35 protein-coding genes are annotated in these 25,493 nt (G+C 30.3%); all 35 read left to right on the forward strand.

Annotated features, from left to right (window positions below):
• The first annotated feature begins 10 nt into the window (after positions 1-10).
• The 35 genes from BUA82_RS17935 (at position 11) to BUA82_RS18090 (ending at position 25,279) form a co-directional block, all read left to right on the forward strand.
• Positions 11-451 (forward strand): GNAT family N-acetyltransferase, encoded by a 441-nt coding sequence (locus BUA82_RS17935; protein WP_073011652.1) that lies wholly within the window; start codon positions 11-13, stop codon positions 449-451.
• A gap of 44 nt (positions 452-495) precedes the next feature.
• Positions 496-636: a DUF2244 domain-containing protein gene (locus BUA82_RS20540; protein ID WP_143148661.1), complete on the forward strand. Its 141-nt coding sequence runs from the start codon at positions 496-498 to the stop codon at positions 634-636.
• 83 nt (positions 637-719) lie between these two features.
• A complete protein-coding gene (locus BUA82_RS17940) occupies positions 720-1,520 on the forward strand; it encodes a GNAT family N-acetyltransferase (RefSeq protein ID WP_073011655.1) in 801 nt (266 codons plus the stop codon).
• Positions 1,521-1,666: 146 nt separating this feature from the next.
• Positions 1,667-2,167: a GNAT family N-acetyltransferase gene (locus BUA82_RS17945; RefSeq protein ID WP_073011658.1), complete on the forward strand. Its 501-nt coding sequence runs from the start codon at positions 1,667-1,669 to the stop codon at positions 2,165-2,167.
• 61 nt (positions 2,168-2,228) lie between these two features.
• Positions 2,229-2,693, forward strand: coding sequence for a CPBP family intramembrane glutamic endopeptidase (locus BUA82_RS17950; RefSeq protein WP_178140779.1), 465 nt, complete (start codon positions 2,229-2,231; stop codon positions 2,691-2,693).
• 101 nt (positions 2,694-2,794) lie between these two features.
• On the forward strand, positions 2,795-3,271 hold the full coding sequence (locus tag BUA82_RS17955; protein WP_242949002.1) for a 2'-5' RNA ligase family protein: 477 nt from the start codon (positions 2,795-2,797) through the stop codon (positions 3,269-3,271).
• Positions 3,272-3,389: 118 nt separating this feature from the next.
• Positions 3,390-3,698 (forward strand): hypothetical protein, encoded by a 309-nt coding sequence (locus BUA82_RS17960; RefSeq protein WP_073011667.1) that lies wholly within the window; start codon positions 3,390-3,392, stop codon positions 3,696-3,698.
• 49 nt (positions 3,699-3,747) lie between these two features.
• Positions 3,748-4,287, forward strand: a complete 540-nt coding sequence (locus BUA82_RS17965) for a DUF1697 domain-containing protein (RefSeq protein ID WP_073011670.1) — start codon at positions 3,748-3,750, stop codon at positions 4,285-4,287.
• Between the two features lie 159 nt (positions 4,288-4,446).
• Positions 4,447-4,611, forward strand: coding sequence for a hypothetical protein (locus BUA82_RS20850; protein WP_178140780.1), 165 nt, complete (start codon positions 4,447-4,449; stop codon positions 4,609-4,611).
• A 107-nt stretch (positions 4,612-4,718) separates the two neighbouring features.
• Entirely contained in the window at positions 4,719-5,162 is a 444-nt protein-coding gene (locus BUA82_RS17970; protein WP_073011673.1) for a GNAT family N-acetyltransferase, read from the forward strand.
• A 298-nt stretch (positions 5,163-5,460) separates the two neighbouring features.
• Positions 5,461-6,135, forward strand: a complete 675-nt coding sequence (locus BUA82_RS17975) for a class I SAM-dependent methyltransferase (protein ID WP_073011677.1) — start codon at positions 5,461-5,463, stop codon at positions 6,133-6,135.
• A 33-nt stretch (positions 6,136-6,168) separates the two neighbouring features.
• Positions 6,169-6,726, forward strand: a complete 558-nt coding sequence (locus tag BUA82_RS17980) for an HD domain-containing protein (protein ID WP_083600015.1) — start codon at positions 6,169-6,171, stop codon at positions 6,724-6,726.
• An 82-nt stretch (positions 6,727-6,808) separates the two neighbouring features.
• Positions 6,809-7,159, forward strand: coding sequence for an inorganic pyrophosphatase (locus BUA82_RS17985; RefSeq protein WP_073011683.1), 351 nt, complete (start codon positions 6,809-6,811; stop codon positions 7,157-7,159).
• 135 nt (positions 7,160-7,294) lie between these two features.
• A complete protein-coding gene (locus BUA82_RS17990) occupies positions 7,295-7,840 on the forward strand; it encodes a GNAT family N-acetyltransferase (protein ID WP_073011686.1) in 546 nt (181 codons plus the stop codon).
• Between the two features lie 235 nt (positions 7,841-8,075).
• Positions 8,076-8,969 carry an acyl-CoA thioester hydrolase/BAAT C-terminal domain-containing protein gene (locus tag BUA82_RS17995; RefSeq protein ID WP_073011689.1) on the forward strand — a complete coding sequence of 298 codons (894 nt, stop codon included), beginning with the start codon at positions 8,076-8,078 and terminating at the stop codon, positions 8,967-8,969.
• 174 nt (positions 8,970-9,143) lie between these two features.
• The gene (locus tag BUA82_RS18000) at positions 9,144-10,022 is read left to right on the forward strand and encodes a carbon-nitrogen hydrolase family protein (RefSeq protein ID WP_073011692.1); all 879 of its coding nucleotides are present in this window, start codon (positions 9,144-9,146) and stop codon (positions 10,020-10,022) included.
• A 287-nt stretch (positions 10,023-10,309) separates the two neighbouring features.
• Entirely contained in the window at positions 10,310-10,774 is a 465-nt protein-coding gene (locus tag BUA82_RS18005; RefSeq protein WP_242949003.1) for a GNAT family N-acetyltransferase, read from the forward strand.
• Between the two features lie 24 nt (positions 10,775-10,798).
• On the forward strand, positions 10,799-11,287 hold the full coding sequence (locus tag BUA82_RS18010; protein ID WP_073011699.1) for a GNAT family N-acetyltransferase: 489 nt from the start codon (positions 10,799-10,801) through the stop codon (positions 11,285-11,287).
• A gap of 138 nt (positions 11,288-11,425) precedes the next feature.
• Positions 11,426-12,295 (forward strand): PHP domain-containing protein, encoded by an 870-nt coding sequence (locus tag BUA82_RS18015; protein ID WP_073011702.1) that lies wholly within the window; start codon positions 11,426-11,428, stop codon positions 12,293-12,295.
• Positions 12,296-12,401: 106 nt separating this feature from the next.
• Entirely contained in the window at positions 12,402-12,995 is a 594-nt protein-coding gene (locus BUA82_RS18020; RefSeq protein ID WP_073011903.1) for a putative immunity protein, read from the forward strand.
• A gap of 202 nt (positions 12,996-13,197) precedes the next feature.
• Positions 13,198-13,479: a metal-sensing transcriptional repressor gene (locus tag BUA82_RS18025; RefSeq protein WP_073011705.1), complete on the forward strand. Its 282-nt coding sequence runs from the start codon at positions 13,198-13,200 to the stop codon at positions 13,477-13,479.
• Positions 13,480-13,492: 13 nt separating this feature from the next.
• Positions 13,493-14,371, forward strand: a complete 879-nt coding sequence (locus BUA82_RS18030; RefSeq protein WP_073011707.1) for a DMT family transporter — start codon at positions 13,493-13,495, stop codon at positions 14,369-14,371.
• 227 nt (positions 14,372-14,598) lie between these two features.
• Positions 14,599-15,042, forward strand: coding sequence for an aminoglycoside 6'-N-acetyltransferase (gene aac(6'), locus BUA82_RS18035; protein WP_073011710.1), 444 nt, complete (start codon positions 14,599-14,601; stop codon positions 15,040-15,042).
• Positions 15,043-15,068: 26 nt separating this feature from the next.
• Positions 15,069-15,572: an HIT family protein gene (locus BUA82_RS18040; RefSeq protein ID WP_073011713.1), complete on the forward strand. Its 504-nt coding sequence runs from the start codon at positions 15,069-15,071 to the stop codon at positions 15,570-15,572.
• Between the two features lie 22 nt (positions 15,573-15,594).
• Complete coding sequence (locus BUA82_RS20855) at positions 15,595-15,768, forward strand: hypothetical protein (protein WP_178140781.1); 174 nt, start codon at positions 15,595-15,597, stop codon at positions 15,766-15,768.
• Between the two features lie 45 nt (positions 15,769-15,813).
• Positions 15,814-16,479: an HAD family hydrolase gene (locus BUA82_RS18045; RefSeq protein WP_073011716.1), complete on the forward strand. Its 666-nt coding sequence runs from the start codon at positions 15,814-15,816 to the stop codon at positions 16,477-16,479.
• A 72-nt stretch (positions 16,480-16,551) separates the two neighbouring features.
• Positions 16,552-17,028: a hypothetical protein gene (locus BUA82_RS18050; protein WP_073011718.1), complete on the forward strand. Its 477-nt coding sequence runs from the start codon at positions 16,552-16,554 to the stop codon at positions 17,026-17,028.
• Between the two features lie 229 nt (positions 17,029-17,257).
• Positions 17,258-17,800: an ABC transporter permease gene (locus BUA82_RS18055; protein ID WP_073011721.1), complete on the forward strand. Its 543-nt coding sequence runs from the start codon at positions 17,258-17,260 to the stop codon at positions 17,798-17,800.
• A 796-nt stretch (positions 17,801-18,596) separates the two neighbouring features.
• On the forward strand, positions 18,597-18,926 hold the full coding sequence (locus tag BUA82_RS18060) for a hypothetical protein (protein ID WP_073011724.1): 330 nt from the start codon (positions 18,597-18,599) through the stop codon (positions 18,924-18,926).
• Positions 18,927-19,091: 165 nt separating this feature from the next.
• Entirely contained in the window at positions 19,092-20,186 is a 1,095-nt protein-coding gene (locus BUA82_RS18065; RefSeq protein WP_073011727.1) for an ABC transporter permease, read from the forward strand.
• Between the two features lie 2 nt (positions 20,187-20,188).
• On the forward strand, positions 20,189-21,391 hold the full coding sequence (locus tag BUA82_RS18070) for an ABC transporter permease (RefSeq protein ID WP_073011731.1): 1,203 nt from the start codon (positions 20,189-20,191) through the stop codon (positions 21,389-21,391).
• Positions 21,391-22,083, forward strand: coding sequence for an ABC transporter ATP-binding protein (locus BUA82_RS18075; protein WP_073011734.1), 693 nt, complete (start codon positions 21,391-21,393; stop codon positions 22,081-22,083). The genes BUA82_RS18070 and BUA82_RS18075 overlap by 1 nt, the downstream gene beginning before the upstream one ends.
• A complete protein-coding gene (locus BUA82_RS18080) occupies positions 22,073-22,474 on the forward strand; it encodes a hypothetical protein (protein ID WP_073011738.1) in 402 nt (133 codons plus the stop codon). Before BUA82_RS18075 ends, BUA82_RS18080 begins: the two co-directional genes overlap by 11 nt.
• A gap of 504 nt (positions 22,475-22,978) precedes the next feature.
• Complete coding sequence (locus tag BUA82_RS18085) at positions 22,979-23,314, forward strand: hypothetical protein (RefSeq protein WP_073011741.1); 336 nt, start codon at positions 22,979-22,981, stop codon at positions 23,312-23,314.
• A gap of 621 nt (positions 23,315-23,935) precedes the next feature.
• On the forward strand, positions 23,936-25,279 hold the full coding sequence (locus BUA82_RS18090) for an APC family permease (RefSeq protein WP_073011744.1): 1,344 nt from the start codon (positions 23,936-23,938) through the stop codon (positions 25,277-25,279).
• Positions 25,280-25,493: the final 214 nt, after the last annotated feature.

Here is a 25,493-nt window from a genome sequence, read left to right on the forward strand (position 1 = left end):
GGGAGGAAAAATGGAACTAAAAGTAATTAAGTTATCAGAGGAATATTTAGAAGAATGTGTAGACCTATTTATAGATACATTTTCAAGAGAACCTTGGAATGATGAGTATGATTCCAGGCAACAGGTAAAGAATTTTTTTATAAATCATATGAAAAATAATTATTTCTTAGGTTATATAGGATTAATAGATAAAAAAGTTGTAGCGTTAAGTGTAGGAGTAAAAAAACCTTGGATTCGTGGAATGGAGTATTACATAGATGAATTTTGCATAGGGTATGATTTTCAAGGAAAAGGTATTGGTAGCATGTTTTTGAAAGAGATAGAAGAATTATTGAAGGATGAAAATGTAGAAGGAATGATACTCAATACAGAAAGGGATTATCCCTCTTTTAAGTTCTACGAAAGAAATGGATTCAAAGTCTTAGGAAACTTAGCTGTTTTGGGAAAATAAGAAACTTAGGTAGAAGATAAATAGTAATTTGGGGGGCTGATTTTATGAAGAAAACTATATTTGGATGTACCTTATTAATAATGGGAACTATGTTTGATAATTCATTTGCAATTGCAATACCTTTTTGGGCAATCGGGGCAGCATTTGTTCTATTGGGATCTGTTGATGATAAAGCTAATAAGTAAATGCTCATAGTATTTCATAATTTTCTTATGAAACATCATAATAGATGTAAAGTTGTGAATAAAGTTATAAAAAGGGGGGCAGCATGATAAGAAAATTAACCGAAAAAGATAATAATAATCTTATGAACTTAATAATGGAGGAACCTGAGTATAATCTTTATATAATTGGGGATGTGGAGAACTTTGGATATAGTCAGGACTTTCTTGAGTTATATGGTGAGTTTGATGAATATGATGTGATATCTGCTGTTTTAGTCCGATATTTTAATATTTTTAATTTATATGCAAAAGACAGATTTGATATGAATGGATTTATAAATATAATAAAAAGTTATGACAAACCAAGAATGCTAGTTGGTAAAACGCAGATAATTTCAAGATTTGAGGGCTCATCATTAGGCTTTAATAAATCGGAACTCCACCATTTTGCTGTGTTAAGAGAAATAAAATCAGCATTTCAAGTAGATAAAAAAATCATTGTAAAAAAAGCAAATATAGATGATGTTGAACGTATAGCAGATTTAAGAAATGTTATTAGTGAATTTTCAAGTGGAAGTAATAATTTTAAAGAAATCCTTCTAAATGACTTTAAAGCTGGAACTGCTCACGGATATTATGTTGAAGTTGAGGGTGATATAGTATCATATGCTCAAACATCAGCTGAAAACAGCAAGTCAGCAATGGTGGTCAGTGTTATGACTGATAAGAAATATAGAAAAAAGGGACTTGCATCTGCATGTATAAAAGTGTTGTGTGATGATTTAATTAAGCAGGGGAAAACACTATGTTTATTTTATAGAAATCCTGAAGCAGGCTCAATATATAGAAGGTTAGGATTTAAAGAAATAGGTTTATGGAGTATGTATGTGGAAATGGAAAAATAAAAAAAGTATTAAGGGCTGTGCTAAATGAGTGTTTAGTATGGTCCTTATTTATAGTATAATAATTGAAAATATATGTAATATGACCAAAATAAGTATATAATAAATGTAAGCGCCTTTGAGTAATATTTTCAAGGAGAGAAATGTATATGAATTTTGAATTAAGGAAATTGACAATAAATGATAGTATGGACATCTATGGTATGTTGCAGGAAATACCTAAAGATGAAAATGGTTTTATTAATTCAGTAAATGGAAAGTCATTTGAAGAATATAAGGAATGGCTTATTATTTGCGATGCTATGTCTAAGGGGGTAGGTCTGGAAGATTGGCAGGTTCCTTCAAATACTTACTGGCTATTTGTTGATGGATATCCTGTTGGTATGGGTAAGCTTAGACACTTCTTAACAGATAAGTTGAGAGTAGAAGGCGGTCATGCAGGATATGCAATACGTCAAAGTGAACGAAACAAGGGTTATGGTACAGTTTTGCTAAAAATAATAATTGAAGAAGCTAAAAAAATGAACATAGAAAAGCTATTACTTACAGTAAGAAACAGTAACACAAATTCAATTAAAATTGCTTTAAATAATGGTGGGAAAATAGAAAAGATAAAGGAAGATAGACATTACATTTGGATTGACTGTTAATGTAATTAAATAATTATTTTGGATGGACCTTATTATTTTTAATGAATTTGGTAAGCGCCCTTTGTTATTAATTATTATTTCCACCAGCATAGTTGCTCCAATCTTTGAAGAAGTAATTTACAGAGGAATCATATTAGAACAACTAAACAGAAGATATGGAATGATGAAATCTATAATTGTTTCTTCATTATTATTTGGAATAATGCATCTGAACATTGAACAACGAATAAATGGGTTTTTTATAGGCATGGTATTAGGTTTTATTTATATAAAAACTAATTCATTATTACTTAGCATATTTCTACATTTAGCAAATAATTCGCTAGTAATAATATCGGCGTTTATTCCATTTATAGATTTAAGTAGCGAAAAATTTAATTTAGTTCAGCTGTTAATTGGAGCAATATTATTATTAATATCCTATAAATTTTTTAATAACATAGAGATAGATACAAATAGAAAATTTAATCTTAAGTTTATGGCTAAAGCTCGGGACAATAAAGCTTTGGATACTGATGGTAATTAGCATTTAAATAGAATCATAATAGTAATTTTTTATAAATAAAAGGTGTGATAAATATGTTAAAAAGGTGTATCATGATTTTCCCAACCTTTGAGAATGGACAAGTGATAGATAAAATAAGAGGACTATATGACCCTCTTGAAAGTTGTGTAAGGCCTCATATAACCCTTGTTTTTCCTTTTGATAGTCATATAGAAACTATTGAATTAAGGGAGCATCTTTCATCTGTGTTAACTGATATTGCTCCTTTTGAAATCATCCTTAAGGGGATAACACCAACCAATAACTTTGGTAAATATCTCTTTCTAAATATACAAAAGGGCAGGGATGAAATTATTGAATTGCATAAAAGATTATATACGGGAATTTTACAAAATTATTACCCCAAATGGTTAAAAGGAAAGGATTTCTTTCCGCATATGACTGTTGGAAGTTTTGATAGCCAAGAACAATTTGAGGCTGCAATTAGTGAAACCAGAAATATTGATGATACCTTTAAAACTACTGTTAATGAGATTAGTGTAGAAATCATTGATGAAAATGAAAATTCAATTATAGAGATCACTATTCCATTAAAATAAGCTGTTCCTGAAATTTTTTATTCATATTAGTGATAGAGATTATCAGCATAATCAAGTGATGCTTTATACATAACCTTCTGGTTATGAGTTCAATATATATATTTTGAGAGGTGTAAAAATGAAAAAGATATTAAAGTCATTTACATTCTATTTTATGTTAATGAGCTTATTTATGATTTACATGCAATATGTTGGATATGATTCTAAGAATATTATGCTTATACACCTTAACCCTATTTTAAGTAAGTTGCAGTACACTGATTTTGCAGAAAGTGTTTTAAATTCAGGAAAATTAGTTAACTGTAGAACCATAAGTGGAAGCATTTCTATTTATTGGTATATTGCTCATTTTATAACCTTCATAATTTATGGAATGATTTTTGACTTTATAAAGACAATTATTAAAAGATTGGCACGGCAACAATAATTAAATTAGCTGCATTATTTAATGTACCTTTAGAAAAGGAGGCTTTAAAATGAAATATATTGCACTACTCAGGGGAATTAATGTTGGTGGGAAAAATAAAATCTCCATGAGAGATTTAAAAGCTTGTTTCGAGAATGCAGGGTTTTTAAATACTATGACATACATTAATAGTGGTAATGTAATTTTTGATAGCGAAATAGAAAGTACAACAAAGATTTCCAAAAGATGCGAGGAAATCATTGAAGAGGAATTTGGGTTTCCTATTAGAGTTACAATTATCGATGGTAATACTTTAAAAGAAGCATTAGACCATGTACCGGAATGGTGGGGGGATGATCCAAACTCAAAACATAATTCCATATTTGTAATCCAACCAGCTACATCCAAAGAAGTTAGTGAAGAAGTAGGAGAAATAAAGCCAGAGTATGAACGGATTTATATTTATAAAGACATTATATTTTGGTCGGCTCCACTTAAAACCTTTTCACGTACACAATGGGCAAAAGTATCTGGGAAAAAAGCATATAATAATATTACCATTCGAAACGCCAATACAACCAAGAAGCTACTGGAATTGGTATTATCTTAAATCCTAATGATATAAAATGATTAAATAGAAAATCGAGTTGTATTTACTAAAAATCAATCCAATTGCTCATATCCTTTTTAAGAATACCTTTAAGTGTATTATTATACTTAAAGCGTAGGATAAAAATGATGTGTAATTGCAATTAAAAGGAGGACAAGAATGAAAAAAAGAGAAATTTTTATGTTATCAGCATTAGCATTTTCCACAGGCATAATTTTAGGATTTTTGCTTTCACCAGTGAAGCAAGGCTGTGGTAATAACAATGGTAATACCATAAATAATTATTATGGTGATAAAAAGCGCTCAATTGGAGATGAATCTTAATAACTCAGTGAATATCTAATGAAGGAAAGTATATGTGTAATTAGTAATTATGATCTTTTCTAAACTTGTGTCGAAAAGGTTAGTTATAACCATCTGGAGGTATAGGTATGTATTTAGACATTTTTAGATGTGGGATAAATGAAATTAAATATATTAAAGATGCCATTAGTAATGTTAAGAGTGAAGAAGATGCATGTTCATTTAATGAAGAAGCTATAAAAAATTTTTTGCTCAATGATGATAATTGGTTTTATGTTGCAACCATGGATGAGAAGGTGGTTGCTTATGCAATTGCTTATGTTCAAAGACGCCTTGATACCACAAAGAATATGATTTGTTTATATGAGATAGGTACATTAAAATGCTGCAGGAAAAAGGGAATTGCTAAAAAAATAATTAATACAATTGTTGAGCATGGAAAACTAAATGATGCAATGAAAATATGGATTCCCACAAATACAAGTAATGCAGCAGCCTGTGCATTATATAGAAGTATTGGAGCAGAGGAACCAGGAGTGAAAGATGAAATTATTTACAATTACAGATATTGAACATAATTTTTAGATAATTTATTGTAAAATTTCTTATATTACAATGAATTTGTCTTATTTGTGTACAAAAATATATTAATTACATTAGAACTAAATTGGGTTAATGGTAGCTGAGAGGATGTTAAATTAGCAAGTATAGTTAACGAAGACTATGTTTAATATCAAGAGCAGAAATACTCTTTTTGTTTTTATCTTATAATTTATCAAATTAATATTTAATCTATTCATTCTACTTAAATTAAGTGGAAATTGTATAATATAGAAACATATAAATTAATTTTAGCTAGGAGGTGGGATTATGTGTAACTATTACAGACAGAACTTAAACTCTACGAAACTTTTTCAAGTTTACCAGACAAAGTATCCAAGGATTAAGCGTTATTTGGATGAAGAAATCGATTTTGTGTGTCGGAATTTGCATGGCAACGAGAAGGTGCTGGAGGTTGGAGCCGGATACGGACGTATCGTCAAGAAATTGGCCCCTTTTTCAGCCAGCGTTGTAGGAATTGATATCTCAGAGTCAACAGTGGATCTTGGCAAGGAGTATATAAAAGAATGCCCGAACTGTAGCATTCAAGTGATGGATGCCTACAACCTTGTGTTTGATGAAGAATTTGATGTGGTATTGTGCTTGCAAAACGGTTTGTCAGCCATGAAAGGACAGCCTATGCATCTCATTGAACAATGTATGAATGTACTGACTCCTGGGGGAAAAGCCTATTTCAGTACATATAGTCCAAAGTTTTGGGAACATCGGCTGACCTGGTTCCATGAGCAGGAGAATAATGGGTTAATTGGAGAAATTGATTTGGAAAAAACCAAGGATGGCACAATTGTATGCAAGGACGGGTTTGTTTCCCTCACCTTTTCAGAGGATACACTTAAAAAACTAGGAGAGGAGTTAGGGTGCTATTATCGCATTGAGGAAGTAGACAAGTCAAGTCTCTTTCTTATCCTTAAAAAGCCAGAATAATATCTGGCAAAATTAAATACGGGGGAAATGACAATGGATATGATTGAGAATATAAAACAGGATATTAAAAAAAGATGTGTAAGCCCAGATAACTTTTTTGGCGAGGGAATATATGAGCATGTTGAAAGCGTAGCTAATAATGCTGTTGAACTGGCTAAACTATATCAAGCGGATGCTGAGGTATGTGAATTAGCAGGGTGGCTGCATGATATAGCTTCAATTACAGATTACAAGCTATATGAAGACCATCATATACATGGAGCAAATATGGCAGAGGAAATCCTCAAATCATATAATTATCCAACAGATAAAATTGAGTTGGTAAAGCTGTGTATACTGAATCATCGAGGAAGTGTGCTAAAAGGAAAAACAACTAAGGAAGAAATATGTGTGGCTGATGCTGATGCTATATCTCATTATGATACTTTACCATCACTATTTTATTTGGCCTTTGTTCAAAGAAAGCTTAATATTAATGATGGTGTTGAGTTTGTTAAAAATAAACTTGAAAGAAGCTACAATAAAATGTCTCAACAAAGCAAGGAATACTATAAGCATAAAAGGGATATGATTCAAGCTATATTAAATTAATAATATTCTTGTTAGCCATTCTTCATGAGTATTAAATATAGAAATAATATATGATTACTTTATTATACGAGGAGGTAGGACTATGGAGTATAATTCAGAATTTTGGAATGCTTTAGATGAGCTTGTTAATAAATCAAAGATTGTAATTGATAGACCAAAGGGCACAAGGCATCCCAAATATCCAGATATACTATATAAAGTTGATTACGGATATTTAGAAGGGACAACCTCTATGGATGGTGGCGGCGTTGACGTTTGGAGGGGGACTGATGCCATGCAAAAAATAGATGCCATTATGTGTACTGTGGATTTAACAAAAAGAGATTCGGAGATAAAAATACTTATAGGATGTACGGAAGTTGAAAAAGAAAAGATTTATCATTTTCATAATGATTCAAAATCTATGAAGGGTATTTTAATACGAAGAAAATGAATTAGTGGGAAAAATATATCAGCAACTATTATGTACTAGTTTAAATGGCTGCAATTGTTTGGGGATGACAAGGAAGCTGTGAAAATGAAAGTTTAAGACAACGATTATTTATATATGATGGGGGACAGAAATAACATGAGAATAGAAACAAATCATTTAGTAATTCGAGATTTTCAGAGGAAAGACGCAGAAAATCTTTATAGAATTGTTAGAGAAAAAAATATCCTTCGTTTTATGTCTGATTGGGCGGAAAACAGTGATTCACCACAATCCTATTATGGATATATTGATTGGCATCAAACTCAAAGAGATTCAACAGATATTTATGAAAACAAAAGATATGTAATTGCATTACCTAACACAGATGAGATGATAGGTATGGTAGGTATGGGATTGGAAGATACATTGAATGAAGTTGAAGTAGCTTATTTTATGTCTGAAAAATATCAGAGAAAGAGATACACAGAAGAAGCAGTAAATGCTTTAGTAAATTGGTGCTTTAGTGTATCAAATATAAAGTATCTTATAATAACTATTGATTGTGCAAATATACCTTCCTGTCATCTTGCAGAGAAATGTGGTTTTGAATTATTTGAAAAACGAACACCTATGGGACATAAGCAGCCTAACATGGAGAGTGATAGTTACTTCTACTATAGAAAATATAGAAGTTTGTCATAAATACTGTTACTTTTAGTACACACTTTCCTTGTGGCTCTTAAAGGCTATACGTGAAGAATTGGCGAAAATTAAGGGATGTAAAGTATGACTTAGTAAAAGTTTATATAGTAATATGAAAGCATAAGCAGGAGGGGATTATTTGAATCTAGTATTTTTAATTGGAGATGCAGCTGTAGGCAAAATGACAGTGGGACAAGAACTCATGAAAATTACAGATTTACGATAGGGGGAAGTGGTGGAAGTGTTTACTTTGGAGAAAGATGGGTTTTGCGGAACGTATTTTAAGGGAGAAAAGCACTTAGAAAAAGCTATCATTTTCATGAGTGGCGCAGGTATTAGTCAAAAACTAACAGAGTCATCGGCTTCATTTTTAATTAAACAAGGATATTCTGTTCTTGTGCTAGGTTTTTATAAGTGGAAAGGAATGCCCAAAGAAATGTATGGGATTCCTGTAGAATATGTGGAGCTAGCAGCAAAATGGTTGATATCCTTTCAAGAACAGAAAATTGAGAAGATAGCTATAATAGGAACATCAACAGGAGCTGGATATGCTTTATTATCTGCATCACTATGTCCCCAAATTAGTTGTGTTATTGCTATTTCACCTTTTGACTATGTGATGGAAGGTTCTGGCAAAAATTTTTCGAGAAAATACAAATCAACATATACATATCGCAAAAGAGATATATGTTTTACTCCAAATATTGCTTTGGATAAAGGTGCTCATGCTTTGATAATGGAAGCTAAAAGAGATAAAAGATATGGATTACGGCGTACTATGAGATATGTGTATGATATCAATCCTCCAATTGACGAGTCACGCATATTGATTGAAAATATGAAGGCTGATGTATTATTGCTTGCCGCTAAGAATGATGACTTTTGGCCATCTGATGAGGCGGTACCTCGGATGGAGAAAATATTATCGGAATCAAATTATCCATATAAAGTAAAAAGCATCGTTTATGACAAAGCCAGTCATTTGCTTGGTAACATATCTGGAATGAGTTGGGTTTTAAAGAGATTAATTAGACTGGTTATTATAGCAGAACACAAATTCCCTGTGGAGTGTGAAAATGCCAGAAAGGATAGTGTGCAGCAAATTTTATCGTTTTTGAATGAATGGTAATTAAATAACTATGATATTGGAAAAGATGATTTAGAATCTAGACTTCATCAATATACTAACAAAGTAGTAATTTTAATCGGTGATAAGGAAATCAAGAATTTTATGGAAAGCATTAAGTGGTGAGTAAGGGATATAGTTCTATAAAAATAGAAAGGGACTGAAAGGAGAATTTTTTTGAAAAATTTAAAAATAGCATTGCTACAGCTTATGCCGGAAGATACTTTAGAAGGTAATCTAGAAAAAGGGTTGAAATATTGCAGAAAATCGAAAGAGATGGGTGCAGACATTGCATTGTTTCCTGAAATGTGGAGTGTCGGTTACAATATTTTAGAAGATGTTACTGAATTGAAGGCAAGTGCTATATCTAACGAAAGTATATTTCTCAATTCATTTGGTAAACTGGCGAAAGAGCTTAATATGGCAATCGGAATAACCTTCCTTGAAAAGCATGAGCCATTGCCAAGGAATACCATGTGTTTATTTGATCGCTTTGGTAACAAAGTACTTACATACGCAAAAGTACACACTTGTGATTTTGGAGATGAGAGAAGATTAACAGCAGGTAATGACTTTTATGTTGCTGATTTAAACGTTGAGCAAGGTGTGGTAAAAATAGGTGCAATGATTTGTTATGATAGAGAATTTCCAGAAAGTGCAAGGATTCTTATGCTAAAAGGTGCTGAGATTATTTTAGTACCAAATGCTTGTCCTATGGAGATAAACCGTATATCACAGCTTAGGGCAAGAGCCTATGAGAATATGGTTGGTATTGCAACTGTCAATTATCCTAAAGGCAAACCTGACTGTAATGGTCATTCTACAGCGTTTGACGGGATTGTATACAGACCTTCTGACCCTGGCTCTAGAGATACACTTATTATTGAAGCCGGAGATAAAGAGGACATTTATATAGCTGATTTTCCTATAGATGAAATAAGAGAGTATAGAAGTCACGAAGTACATGGAAACGCATACCGCCATCCGCAAAAATACAAATTACTAATTTCTGAAGGTATTAAAGAGCCATTCATTAGAAAAGATTATAGAAAATAATATTAGGAAATTATAGGAAAAAAATATTTGCTGAATTCTCAAGAATGTTATATGCTAAAATTTCAATTAAAGCTTGAGAAATATAACAAATTAGAAAAATTAATATTAAAGAATTGAATAAAGAAATAGAATAATAGAAAAAAATATTAATGGCTGTACTAAGTAAAATCACCCTTATAGTATGGCTTTTATTTATAGAATTGCAGTTGAAAATACATTCTTTGGTCAGTAGTTTTCTTATAATAAGTCGCAGCAGTTTTATATTGTAAATGAAGGGAGGGGATAATGTGTTAGGTGAGGAATATAGATTGTGTTATGCAGAAATGGATGATATAGACTCCTGGATTAAAATGATTGATATTGTTAGAGACAATTTTCCAGGGTTAGAAACAGCCGAGGAGTTGGAAGGGTATAAGCAAACTGTTATTAAAAATATAAAAAGAAAAACTGCTGTTTGTGCAAAATATGAGGGGGATGTTGTTGGAGCTATGATATTTTCTTTCAATTCTAAATGGCTTTCCTGTATGGCAGTTCATCCTAGTCATCGTAGGAAAGGAATAGCATCTGCAATGATAGAAAAAATGTTATCATTATTTCCTAATGAAGTAGATATAACAGTTACAACATTTAGAGAAGATGATATAAAAGGAATTGCGCCCAGGGCACTATATAAGAAATATGGATTTGAGGAAGATGAACTTGTGACTGAATTTGATTATCCCAATCAGAAATTTGTCTTACATAGAAAGTAAGCGTAGAAAAAGGAGGTACTTCTTATGATAAACATAAGACCTATTCAAGAATCTGATAAAGAATTTTTATGGGACATGCTATTTGAAATGATTTATTTCCCAGAAGGAGCTGAAAAGCCTAATAAAGAAGAGTTATTAAAAAATCCGGATATTTATAAATATTTAAATGATTTTGGTCTTAGAAAAACAGACTCAGGTTTCGTTGCTGAAAATGAAAATAATCAGTTAGTTGGAGCGGCATGGTTTAGACTATTCCATGGTGGTAATAAAGGCTACGGATATATTAGCGATGATATTCCTGAATTATCAATCGCTATAGTGAAAGAATATAGAGGAAAGGGCTTTGGAAGTGATTTGCTAAAAGCTTTGATAGAAAAAGCAAGAAAAGATGGATATCCATCAATTTCTCTAAGTGTAGATCCCAATAATGCCGCTTATGGATTATATGTAAGAGAAGGATTTAAAAAAGTAGGAATTGTTGATACTTCTTGGACAATGAAATTAGATTTGTAAATCATGTTCTGTTAACAAGTACGGAATATAGATTTATATAGGTATATTCCATATTTTTAACAATATTATTTTTTTAGTTAAAATAATAAGCGATGATATATTATGTGAGAAATATTTTAATTTAAGGGGAGAGAGTTTATGAAAAAAATAGATTTACATATGCATTCAAACTTTAGTGATGATGGTGAATTAACTCCGCAAGAAATAATAGATAAAGCTATTAATAATAATATGGATATTATTTCAATCACAGACCATAATTCCATAAAATCTAATGCTATTGCATTAGATTATGTCAAAGACAAAAAAATAAAATATATACCTGGCATAGAGATTGATTGCCAATATAATGGATTAAATCTTCATCTTTTGGGCTATAATTTTGATTTTACAAAAGAGTGTTTTTCAGAGTTAGAAGAAAAAATTATAAATGAAGAAAAGCAGGCAGGATTAGAAAGGATGAAAAAAATAAAAGAAATAACGAAGCTGTATTTAGACGAAGTTGAAGTATTAAAAAGAGCTAATAATGGTATAGTAACCGGTGAGGTAATAGGAGAAGTACTGCTTGAAGATATAAGAAATAAAGATTCACAGCTTCTTAAACCTTATAGAGAAGGCGGATCAAGAAGTGATATGCCTTATGTAAATTTCTATTGGGATTATTTTTCTCAAGGTAAGCCAGCTTATGTTCATATAGAATTCATTGCATTATCAGAAGCCATAAAGATGATTAAAGATAATGACGGAATAGCTATAATAGCTCATCCCGGCAATAATTTAAAACATAATTTAAATATTATAGATGGCTTAATATCTGAGGGAATAGATGGAATCGAGGTTTTCAGCCAATATCATAGTAAAGATGATATTGAATTCTTTTATAATAAATGCATAAAATATAATTTACTTATATCCTGTGGTACGGATTTTCATGGGAAAAACAAACCTAATATTGACATAGGGAAGTTTGAAATTGAATTTGATTCAAATAAAATAGTATTTAGCTAATAAAAAATCATGGGAACTTAATGAAACAGCCAGCATTAGGATGTTGAATATTGCAATAGAAGAACAGAAAACAGCTATTTTGGCTATTTGGAAGGAAATTAATACTATGTTTTCAGATGTAGAGATTAAATTAAAGAAAAGAAATAAAATTCTATTTTCTCGTGACAGTGAATGCTTACAAGAGTTGATAAGGTTAATTCAATTACAAAATCATCGAACACTTGTGATGTGGGCATTGGATTGTGCAAAAGTGCCTTTGAAAGAATTTGAAGAAAAGTACCCAAATGAACGTCGACCTAGAATCTGTTTAGAGCTTTGTGAGGCTTGGGCAAGAGGCAGAATCAAAATGCCTATAGCAAAACGGGCTATTTTAGATTCACATGCAGTGGCAAAAGAAATTGATGACAGCGAATATGGCGCCTTGTGTCACGCAATTGGACATGCTGGAGCTGCTGTGCATGTAGAAACACACGCTTTGGGGCTGCCTATCTACGAATTAACAGCAATGGTGTTAAAATACGGAAAGAATAATTTTCAAAAACCAGTGAGTGAAAAGATAAATTACTATTATAACCGCATGCTTTACTGGCAAGAAAATACCGATAAACTTGGACTTGATTGGGCAGGCTTTCTATTGGATAATACCAAACCCAATAAAGAAAGATTATTAGACGAAAAACGAAAATTAAAGCAGCAATGATTATTGAAATGAAAGAATTACATGTACAGAAACTAATTTTTTAGTATTTAAAATTTTAAATCTAAATAGTTTTCAAAAATAATATCCTCTTATCTATATAATTGCAATCATTTTATATGATTGCTTTTTTTTTATTGAAAATAATAGCAGAAGTGATATACTATTTATATCCCCTATGGGGGGATGTGAAGGGAGAGTTAATATGTGCCAAGAATATAAGCATGAACATCAAGATACTAAAAAAATAATAGATAGAATGTCTAGAGCCATCGGACATATGGAATCAATTAAAAGAATGATTGAAGAGGGGAGAGATTGCAGTGAGGTTTTGATTCAGCTTTCTGCAGTTCGCTCAGCAATTAATAATATTGGCAAAATCGTTTTACAAGATCATATTAATAATTGTGTAGTAGATGCAGTGGAAACAGGAGATAAAGTTGTGCTAGAGAATTTAAACAAAGCAGTAGATAAGTTCTTAAAGTAAATAGGGGTGCATCATGTTAAAAGAAAAACATAATTCGGCAATACTTTTGGCAATTCTTGCTGCTGCTTTATATGCAATTAGTTCACCGGTTTCCAAAATACTTTTAAATAAAGTATCGCCAACCATGATGGCAGCACTTTTATATCTTGGTGCAGGAATTGGAATGTCTATAATAGGCTTTTATAGAAAGAAAACTGGTAAGATAAAAGAGGAAATGAAAATTACAAAAAAAGAGCTGCCTTATACGGTTGGGATGGTGGTTTTAGATATATTAGCCCCTATTTTTCTTATGATAGGCTTAACCATGACAACTCCTGCAAATGTGTCTCTACTTAATAACTTTGAAATTGTTGCCACTTCATTAATTGCACTTTTCATTTTCAAGGAAGTAATAAGTAAAAGATTATGGATTGCTATTATATTGATTACAATTGCCAGTATTGTTCTTTCAATTGAAGATGCTAGCAGTTTCTCTTTTTCTCTTGGTTCTATTTTTGTTCTATTTGCATCTGTTTGTTGGGGACTTGAAAATAACTGTACCAGAATGTTGTCAGTAAAAGATCCATTACAGGTTGTAGTCATTAAAGGTTTTGGCTCAGGGGTTGGATCATTACTAATATCTTTTATTCTGAAAGAGACATCGACTGAGGTGTTTTATATATTTGCTACACTTTTATTGGGATTTGTTGCTTATGGGTTAAGCATATATTTTTATGTTTATGCACAACGAGAACTGGGGGCAGCTAAAACCAGTGCATATTATGCCATTGCCCCATTCATTGGTGTAGTGCTTTCGTTTATTATTATCTCTGATATACCTACCATTTCATTTATTGCTACGTTACTAATTATGATAGTTGGAACTTATTTTGCTTCAACGGATAATAAATAAAAAGATTATTAATATAAATTAGTTAATAGGATTATAAGACATGTAGAGGGCTGTACTAAATGTATCTTTAGTATGGTCCTTTTTATAACATTATTGTTGAAAATATATGTAATATAACCAAAATTAGTATATAATAAAAGTAAAATACTTCTGAAAAATATTGTAAAGTAAAGAGAAGTAAAATTATTTTATTATAGTTTATATAGACATTTGGAAGGTGATAAGTAATGATAAAACAAGCATCCGTGGATGATGTCAAAATAGTTGCAGAATTGGCCATATTATTATGGGAAGACAATGAAATTGATGATTTAGAAAATGAAATAAAAGAATATATTGCTTTAAATAAAGGAATAATTTTCATTTGCTTTGAGGATTCTATGCCCGTGGGTTTTGCACAGTGTAATTTAAGACATGATTATGTTGAGGGAACAGAAAGCAGTCCTGTTGGATATTTGGAAGGTATCTTTATAAAAAAAGAGTATCGTAATAAAGGATTTGCAAAGAAGCTATTGTCCCAATGCGAGCACTGGGCAAAAATACAAGGATGTAATGAATTTGCAAGTGATTGCGAGTTAAATAATACAGATAGCTTGAATTTTCATTTACAAGTTGGATTTGAGGAAGCGAATAGAATAATATGCTTTAAGAAAAAGATATGCACATATTGATTATTAAATTGTAGGGTGTGAATATATTGACTAGAACTATTACATTAGCTGATGGAAGAAATTTAGAAGTAGAGTGCCTAAGCTGTGCAATTACAAGTGGATTAATAGAGCCAACAGGTGGAGTTATAGCAGAGACAAAATATTTTCATGTACATCAAGATGTAGCTTATCCAATACCTGGTCTGGTTATTTTGGCTTCGAAGCGGCATTTTTATTGCATGGATGAACTAACTATTGAAGAACGATTAGAATATATTGAGTTGATATATAGGATTAGAGAAGCACAGAGAAAAATACTTGGAATTGAAAAGGTGTACTATTTTTATAATGAAGACACAACACATCATTTTCATTTATGGTTGGTTCCCAGGTATGAATGGATGTATGAATTTGGTAAATCTGTTGAGTCGCTAAGACCAGTATTATTACATGCACGAAATAATTTAAATAATAAAGACAATATGAAGCGAGTAATTGACGCAATTACTAATTTGCGAGAGGAATTAAGAGGGATTGAAACTGAGTTTTGATTGTAAAGAAGGAGGAAATCTTATGGATTATGTTAAGTATGTTTTAAATATCTTAGCTGTTTTATTTATAGTCATAGTAATTACTAAAGTTTGGATGGTAATTGCAAACTATATAAGTGAACAATTTGGGATTGGAAAGTTTTTCTGTAAGCTTATTATGAAAGTAAAAAAACGTAGAACTGGCATAAAGTCATAAGCATATAATTGAAGATTTCCTATTATAAGAAAGAGGTAATGTAGCATGAATAATAAAAATATGATATTTGATTTTGATGGTACACTTGCAGATTCTAAACAATGCAGTGTTCTAGCTACACAACAAGCTTTTAGTGAATTTGGTTTAGTAGAGCCAAGCCCAGAGCTAATTGAACATTATATGGGGATACCCATTGAAGTGTCTTTTAAAGAAATGGCAGAAATAGAGTTTACAGAGGAGTCATTTCAAGAACTGCTTATTAACTTTAGAAAAGCGTATAAGGAACATGAAAATGATGCTCTGTCTGTTTTTCCCTATATTCCAAAAGTGCTGGAAAGACTAGTGGAAGATGGTAAACAGCTTTATGTTGTATCCAGTAAAAAATCTGACGTACTACTACGTAATCTACAAACGCTGAAAATAGACACATACTTTAAAGATATTATTGGATCTGATAAGGTATCGCATTATAAACCACATCCAGCAGGCATTTTAAAGATAATGGAGCTATATGAATTAAATCATGAAGAAACGGTTATGATAGGTGATGCTATTTTCGACTTACAGATGGCAAAAGCAGCTGGAGTGAATTCTTGTGGGGTGACCTGGGGAAGTCACAGCAAGGAAAAACTACAAGAAGAGAATCCAACTTTTTTAGTAGATGATGTCAAACAATTACTAGAACTTGAGATGCATTATTATAGTGCATAAGAAAAATAAATTTCATTGCTACTTGTGAGATTATATATTAAGAAGGATTTTTAATAAAAGGGAGAAGGGGATATGAAAAAGTCTGCTATTATATACTTAATTTTAATGGCATTAATATTAGGCGGCATTTATAATGCTAACAATGGTGTATTTAAGATAGATAAAAGTAAAATAAGTACTGTTCTATATGTTTATGAAACAGATAAAAATAAGATGAGTCAATTTAATATGACTAATAATTTGAGCAGAGAAGACATAAATTCTATGGTAGAAAGCATGAACAATGGCGTTCTAAAACCGGATAAGAATAAAACAGGTAAACAAACATTAGAACATATAGAGATGCTAGCTTTAGGAGATAGATGGTTTAGTATATACAAGCAGGATGATGGCAAATTTACTGTAATGTATCAAAGTTATGGGTCTAATTCAGAAAATAGTGAGAAGCAGATTACCATTGATTCAGAAGTATTGAAAAGTTACTTTGCTGAATTTAGGAAACTGTCTAAAAACTTAAAGCCCATTTCAACTTGGGATATAAAAAAGTAAGTCTTGTTTTTTATGTATTCACGGCACATTTGAATAAATGTGTCGTTTTTTGTTTTGTCAAAATGACAAGTTATGACAGAAATAACATATTTATAATGATAAGATTATATATAATAAGCTTTTTCAAATATTAAAGCGGTAAAGGATAGTTACATGTAAATAAGAGAAACCCATAGAAAGTTGTTCTTAATAGTTAATGTGTAACTAATAGTTAAAGGAGGAGAAGAAGTTGAGAACTATTTATAGAAATATAAAGAACTCTACAGGACTAATAATAATTTTTACCACAATTTTTATGTTTTTTACTTTAGTAGCCACGGCTATATTATCTCAAAAGCAATTTAACGAAAACATTGATAGCTTCTTATCTAAAAACTACAGAAGTATATTTATAAATGACCTTAATCCGGAAAATCTTGAAACAATTTTTAAGGAACTGTCGAAAAATAAAGGGGCCATAATTTTAGCTAATGATGTATATAATGAAAGTTCAAAATTAACTGCTAAGTGGGTATATTTTAATGATAAATTATTTGGTACCCCACCAAAAATGAAAAGTGGAAGATTTTTTAATAGAGAGGACTTTAAATCTAATAATCCTGTAGCCGTTATAGGAGAAAGTTATTTAAATGAAACCTATGAAGAAAAGGGAGACAAGTATATAAAAATTAATTTACTAGTACTAATATTATTTTATTTAGGTATCTGTTATTGCGCTACACCTAACAATAGGAATGATATTGGTGGGGTGGGCAAAATGGAAGTACAATAAATAGTAAATCAGCTAGAGTTAAAGCAGATAGGGAATTTAAAAAAGCAAGACTAAAGTTATTACTAAAAAACTTAGAATCAAAAGAAGATTTACACTATAAAGTTATTGCTCCAAATAATGAAATAATATTAGAAGGTGTGGTAAAAGGAGATTGGACTATAGAATTTGAAAAGAGTGACAATGTTTTATATAAGTATAGATATGAGTTGAAATTTACAAATAGGTAACAACTATAATTTAAATTTATATAATACTAGAAGGACTCCATATTATAGTATTCACCAATGATGGGGGGGATTATGTATATACGTAAATAGCAATAAAGAAAAATAATGTAAATAACCTAGTTAATATAATGAAGCTGTAAAATAATGGTGAGCAAATGTTTATGTGGAATTTTCAAAGGGGTTGAATGTTACCGTTGAGAAGTTGAGAACATGGCTCAATGGAGTAAATATAAATGAAATTTAATGAAAGTACAATAAAAGAGTTATTAACTTCATTTCAAGAAGAAGGCCGTTATTGGATCTAAAATCACTAAACAGCGAGGAAGTTTATAACAGATTTGTTCTAGCTTATAAAATAAATTTAGATTTTGAGAAAAATGTCGGTTTTTTATTTTTTTTAATGACAGGTTATAACAAAAATAACATATTTGTAGTGGTAACATATATATAACAAGCTTGTTACATGAATTTTTAGTTGTTAACTAAATTGTTACATGCAATTTGGACAAACTAATAGAGAATTATTCTTAATGGTTAAATCCAAGTTAATATTTAGAAGGAGGGTTTTTATGAGAAAATTAAAATTAATAGCATGTACACTAGCTTTAGGGCTATTATGCTCTACTCCATTGGTTGCAAAAGCTAGCTTTACAGATAAGGGGAATAAGGCAACATTTACTTCAACTGGAGTATACGTTTTGGGGTTTACTGGTTCAAATGATGGATATGCTGCGGTAGGAGTATATGGAGTTAAATTCGGTAAGACAAAACTTCTTATTTCTGATACTGGCACGAATTGGGCACAAACAAGTACTATTTTTGCACCTGAATGGGAAAATCCTACTGTTTTTTGCTATCATGATTGTAGAACTGATAGTGCACGTACTGAAGTAAGATAAAATCATAAATTAAAAAGGTGGATAACCTCTAATACTGGATGTTCAACATATTTAATTTGTTAAACTTAAAGAATCATTCTTGATAAAGTTGCAAGACAATATAATGTTAGAGGAGGAAAATGAAATGTTTATTTTCCTCCTATTCCATTAAGAGGAGGGTGGGAGTTGAGAACTATTTACAGAAACATAAAGAATTCTACAGGATTAGTAATTATTTTTACTACAATTTTTATATTTTTTACTTTGGTAGCAACTGTTATACTATCCCAAAGACAATTCAATAAAAATATTGATAGCTTTTTATCTCAAGACTACAAAGAAATATATATAAGGGAACTTAATCCAGAAAATATTAAACTGATATTTAATGAACTTTCAAATAATAAAGGAACTATTATTTTATCCAATGATGTATATAATGAAGATTTAAAATTAACTGCTAAGTGGGTATATTTTAATGATAAATTATTTGGTACCCCACCTAAAATAAAAAGTGGAAGATTTTTTAATATAGAAGACTTTAAATCAAACAATCCTGTAGCTGTTATAGGAGAAAGTTATTTAGAAGAAACCTATGAAGAAAAAGAAGAAAAATATATAAACTTTAAAGGGATATCCTTTAAGGTAATAGGTGTATTTAAAAGTGGAAAGGGATATTTCGATAATAGCTTAATGTTAAATTTTAACGCTTTAGCGGATAATAAACTTAGTGTTAATAATATGCAGTATGATAATTATAACGGTAGTGTCATACAAGATCTAAATTCTTTAAAATCTTCTTTTGAGAATTCTGATACTGGAAAATTATTCTCAATAGAAAGTCCTATGATGAATACATCAGACCATTTATCAGGAGTTTTAAAGCAGTATAAAAGTTTAATAGATAAATTTATGCTTATGTTAGCAGCCTTAATTCTAAATACCATATTAGCAAGTTTTTTCTGGATTCAAAAGAAGACAAAAGAAATTGGTGTTCGCAGGATTTATGGTGCTAGCAACATAAAAATGGTATTTAGTATTATTAAGGATTATTTGTCAGTTGTATTTTTTTCAACCATATTAACTGTAATTATAAATCTAGGGTTAAAAAGCTATATTTCAAATATGGATTTAATAAACGTTGCTATGGATAAAGATTATCTTATAATTATAACACTTTTGTTGATTGTCTTTGCTTCAATATTAGGTTTAATATTTGCCATAATATCTACTTTGGGAATATTAAAAAGAGAACCATCTGAAATAATTAGGGAGAGATAATTATGATTAATTTTAAATATGCTCTTTTACAATTAGTAAAAAAGACAACCACAACTTTTTTTATAGTGCTGCAGATAGCATTAGCTTTTTTTTTAATGTTTACCTTGATTGAAGTAAAAAACGGTACAGCTAAAACCTTAAAGGACATTGATAGAATATATGAAGATAGCAACGATATGTTTACTATTTTTGATTTAAATGATATAAGAAATATGAATAATTCTGATATAAAAGAAAAAATTTCGAAATATATTAATGAAAAGGGCTATAACTATATTACTTCGAGTAAGGGATTTTTATATATAGATAAAAATAGTTCTATAAACAATCTTTCAGAAATCTTTTTACAGTCAATGCGTAGTAATAATTATTATGATGCTGGAAAAATTGAGTTAGATCATAATGGGTATAAGTATTTTAAACTTGAAGTTTCAGAGGGAAGAGGTTTAGAAGAAAAAGATTTTCTATATAAAGAAAATGAATATGTTCCAGTGCTTGTAGGAAAAGAGTTATCAAAGCATTTCAAGGTGGGAGATGTTTTTCAAGGATTAAATAATGATAAGAGTAAGAAATTTAAAGTTATTGGAGTACTAAAAGAAAATTTGTCTGTTTTTGGTGCTACAGGTGTATATGATATTGTGAACACTAATAGTTATTTTATAATTCCTAAAGTTGGAGAAAGTAACTTGGAAAACTTTGATGCAAAAATATTTTTTGGGAGAAAGGCTTCTAATTTAAAGAACTTTAAAGAAAGTGTTGAAAAAGATTTTAATGAGATGAATATTTCAACTCAGGTGAATTTAGTAGATGATAATTTAAAGGATATAGAAAAAGGTATAAAAACTCAGAGAAGAATAAATAATATAACTTTTATTGTAGTATTACTGTTTTCCTCTGTGGGCTTTATATCATCCTTACTATACTCAATAAACAAAAGACTTTCAGAATTTGGAGTTCATTTAATGAGTGGAGGCACAATATCAGATATAGCAAAGAGAACTTTTATAGAAGTTTCTATCCAAATTATTATAAGCTTTGTTGTTGCATATATATTTAGGACTGTTTACGTTCCTTATAAAATGGAAATCTCGGATTTATATGAATCAATCCTATATGCAGTTATCATTAGCATATCAATATCTATAATACCGGTCACAAAGGTTTTAAGAATTAATATAGATCAATTGTTAAGGGGGCGTGAGTAGTGCTTATAAGTTTAGAAAATGTGTCCAAGACATATAATAATGGAAAAATTGCAGTTGAAGCATTAAAAAATATAAATATTGAAATTACCGAAGGTGAATTTATAGCCATTGTAGGCACATCAGGTTCAGGTAAATCCACATTACTAAATATTTTGGGATTACTAGATAAATGTACAGAAGGAACCTATAAATTAAATGGACAAGATATAGGTAATATTAAAGATAAAGTAAAGGCTGAGCTTAGAAATAAGAATTTTGGATTTGTGGTTCAGTATTTTGCACTTATAAATGACTACACCTCCTTTGAAAATATTGAGATACCCTTAGAGTATGCAAAGGTTAAAAAGTCAAAAAGAAAGGCTTTAATTGTAGATATATTAGAAAAGCTTAATATATCTGACAAGGAAAAAGTTACGCCAAAGGAGCTATCAGGAGGACAAAATCAAAGGGTTGCCATAGCTAGAGCTTTAGTTAATAACCCCCATGTTATTCTTGCAGATGAGCCAACAGGGGCGTTGGATTCAAACACTTCAAAAGAAGTAATGGATATATTCCAAGGGTTAAATAAGGAAGGTAAGACAATTATAATAGTAACTCATGACGTTAATATAGCTAACTATTGCAATAGGATAATCAGTATTGAAGATGGAAGAATAGTTTCAGATGTTAGGAGAGAGGTGCATGAGGTATAAGAAGAATATATTAATTTTAATAGTATTAATAATACTATCTGTGGGTATTTGGTACCTTTTTTCAGCTAAAAATAGAAATGATATTGGCGGTGTGAGGGAAAACGGAAGTACAATAAATAGTAAATCATCTAAAATTACAGCAGACAAAAAATTTAGAAAAGCAAGGCTAAAAGTTTCATTGCTAAACTTAGAATCAAAAGAAGATTTACATTATAAAGTTACTGATCCAAACAATGTGATAGTATTAGAAGGTGTAGTAAAAGGTGGAGAAGAATTTAAATCTAAAGAAATTGTTACAAAGTGGGTAGAAGGTGACTGGACTATAGAATTTAAGAAGAATGATGAAATTATGTATGATTATACTTATGAGTTGAAATTTACTAATAAATAAAGTTTTAAACTAAATTTGCATAAAGAATTAAGAAAAAAGATAGTAAATAGTTATATAAAATAGTTGAATTAGATTCAGTTAGTAAAACTATTATAATCTAAAAAGATTAAAACCTTTTAATCTATATACACCTAAAGGAATATAAGAACAGAAAAAGTCATAAAAGAGTTGCTTTTATCTGTGAATAGAAAGAAATATGGGTGAGAGAAGTTAGAGGTTATAAAGCCTATAATTGAAGAGATATTCTTTGCCTTTTTGTATATTTTTTAAATATAACATTTTATTGCTAAGCGAAAAATGATATCTTTAAGAAAGTGAGATTTTTATTGTCTTAAATGATAGGCTATAACATAATTGTATATTTATAGTCATAAGACTATACGTAACAAGCTTGTTAAAATATCAAATTAGTTTCTGACTGAATAGGTATATTTAAATAGGATGACCAATAAAAAACTATTCTTAACCGTCAGATCCTAACTAATATTTAAAAGGAGTGATATTATGAAAAAATTTAAATTATTATCATTTACACTAGCTTTAGGACTTTTATGCTTTTCTCCATTAGCTGCAAAAGCTGCCTTTACGGATTATGGTGTAAAAAAAACATTTACTAAAAATGGTATATATGTCCTAGGGTATACTGGTTCAAATGATGGATATGCTAGTGTAGTCATACAAGGAATAAGAGGCGGAATTTTTTATAGACTTGCTGAAGATTCTGACTCGAGTTGGGCACAGACTGATACTATTTATATACGTTCATCAGATTATGCCATGGCTCAATCTCAACATAATTGTCGTAATAATATGGTGCGTATTGATCTTGAGATAAGATAAAAGATGTATTTAAAATAGTAAACTTTATCCATAGATTAATAATATATGTTCATAATTAAAGTCGTTCTATCAATAATGGAGGAAATAGGGAGATTTTCCCTATATTCCTTCATTATTTTTTATTTATATAAATGTGCTGATAATGTAATAATTATGAATGTATGTAACAAAACTATAATTAGTATATAATAAAAGTAAGGGTTTGTAAGAAAATAATGAGGGTTATGAGTGAAAAATTGTTTTTATTATGGTAATTATAAGTATTATTTTAATAGTTATAGGAGGGTGTAATAAAATGAGGATTATAAGGTTAAATAAATTGATCACAGAGTGTTATATAAAATTAAGAAACCTAAAAATGTTGATACTATAAAGAATTATAAAAATGGACAAAAAACATATTTTGATGTGATGTGAGGTTAATGGATAAATATGATAAAAATAATATATAAATCAAAACTAACTTTTTGATAAATTTCCAGTAAAATGCATAGTTTATAATAAAGCCATTCATGATAAAATAATTTTGAAAAATAATTATAGAAATTATTTTTCATTAAAGCTATACTTATTAAGTTAAGTAAAAAACTAATGATGAATCTTTATCAGGATGGTGAATTGATGGGAGTAGTAAAGGAACAAAAGGTTGAAATTAAAAATAATGTACTTAAGAAGGAAATAGGATTATTAGAAGCTATGACCATGGTAATTGGAGTAGTAATAGGTTCAGGGATTTTCTTTAAGGCCTCTATGGTATTTAAAAATGCAGGAACACCAACTTTAGGGGTTTTAGCTTGGGTGGTAGGAGGAATTATCACCATGGCATCAGCCCTTACTGTAGCGGAAATTGCAGCTGCCATTCCAAAGACTGGAGGGATGTTTGTATATATAAAAGAACTCTACAGTGATAAATGGGCTTTCTTATTTGGATGGATGCAAACTTTAATATATGTGCCAGGGGTTGCAGCGGCTTTATCTATAGTCTTCGTTACACAGGCTACCTATTTTGTTAAAATAACAGCACTTCAGCAAAAATTTCTTGCGGTATTTATATTATTTTTTATAATGCTTATAAATGTTATTTCCACTAAGCTAGGCAGTAAGGTGCAATTATTTTCTACCATTGGTAAGTTGATTCCTATAATTGTAATCATTATATTCGGTTTAATAAAAGGAGAGGCTCATAGCCTTACAAATCCAGTGGTTTCCACTGGTACCTCTGTAGGAATTGCAGGTTTTGGAACCGCTATATTAGGAACTTTATGGGCATATGATGGTTGGATTTCTGTAGGTAATATGGCAGGAGAACTAAAAAGACCTAAGAAAGATTTGCCAAGAGCAATAATCCTAGGATTGTCCATAACTATTATAGTATATATCTTAATTAATGTAGCTATCGTCAATATAATGCCGGTTTCAAAGGTTATTGGGTCTGATAAGGCGGCTTCTGATGCAGCAGTTATATTATTTGGAAATGCTGGTGCTTCATTAATTGCAGCAGGGATAATGATTTCTATATTTGGTGCTTTGAACGGATATTTAATGACAGGGGTTAGAGTTCCATATGCTATGGCCCAGGATAATTTGTTTCCTTTTCCTAAGTTCTTTGGAAAACTTAGTGATAAATATGTTACACCTATAAATGCTTTTGTTTTTGAAGTAGTACTTGCCTCCTTGTATGTTCTAAGCGGGTCTTTTGATACCCTTACTAATCTTGCGGTATTTGCAATGTGGATATTCTTTGTAATGACTGTAGGAGGAATATTCATCTTAAGAACAAAGCTTAAACATTTACCAAGGCCTTATACTGTTCCCCTATATCCAATAATACCTATAATAGGCATTGCAGGTGGGATATATATACTAATCAGTACTTTAATTACGGACACAAAGCATGCGTTATTTGGAATAGTTGTAACTATCATGGGAATACCTGTTTATATGATTATTAAAAAGAAAAAATAGTAAACTATATTAAAAGTCAGAGAAAAATAGGGTTAAAAGCCTTATTAAAGCTCTGGCTTTTTATCTTGGCAAGGAAGTATAGTGATAAGGCTTGAGGAAAAAATAAGAAATTTTATTAGAGATGATTTACATCTAAAAGAAACACATAATAGTTTTGAAGGATTTGGAAGATGGTTATAGAATATATTTATAAAGTTGTAATGGTATAATTATC

Source organism: Clostridium amylolyticum (assembly GCF_900142075.1).
GTDB lineage: Bacteria > Bacillota > Clostridia > Clostridiales > Clostridiaceae > Clostridium_AA > Clostridium_AA amylolyticum.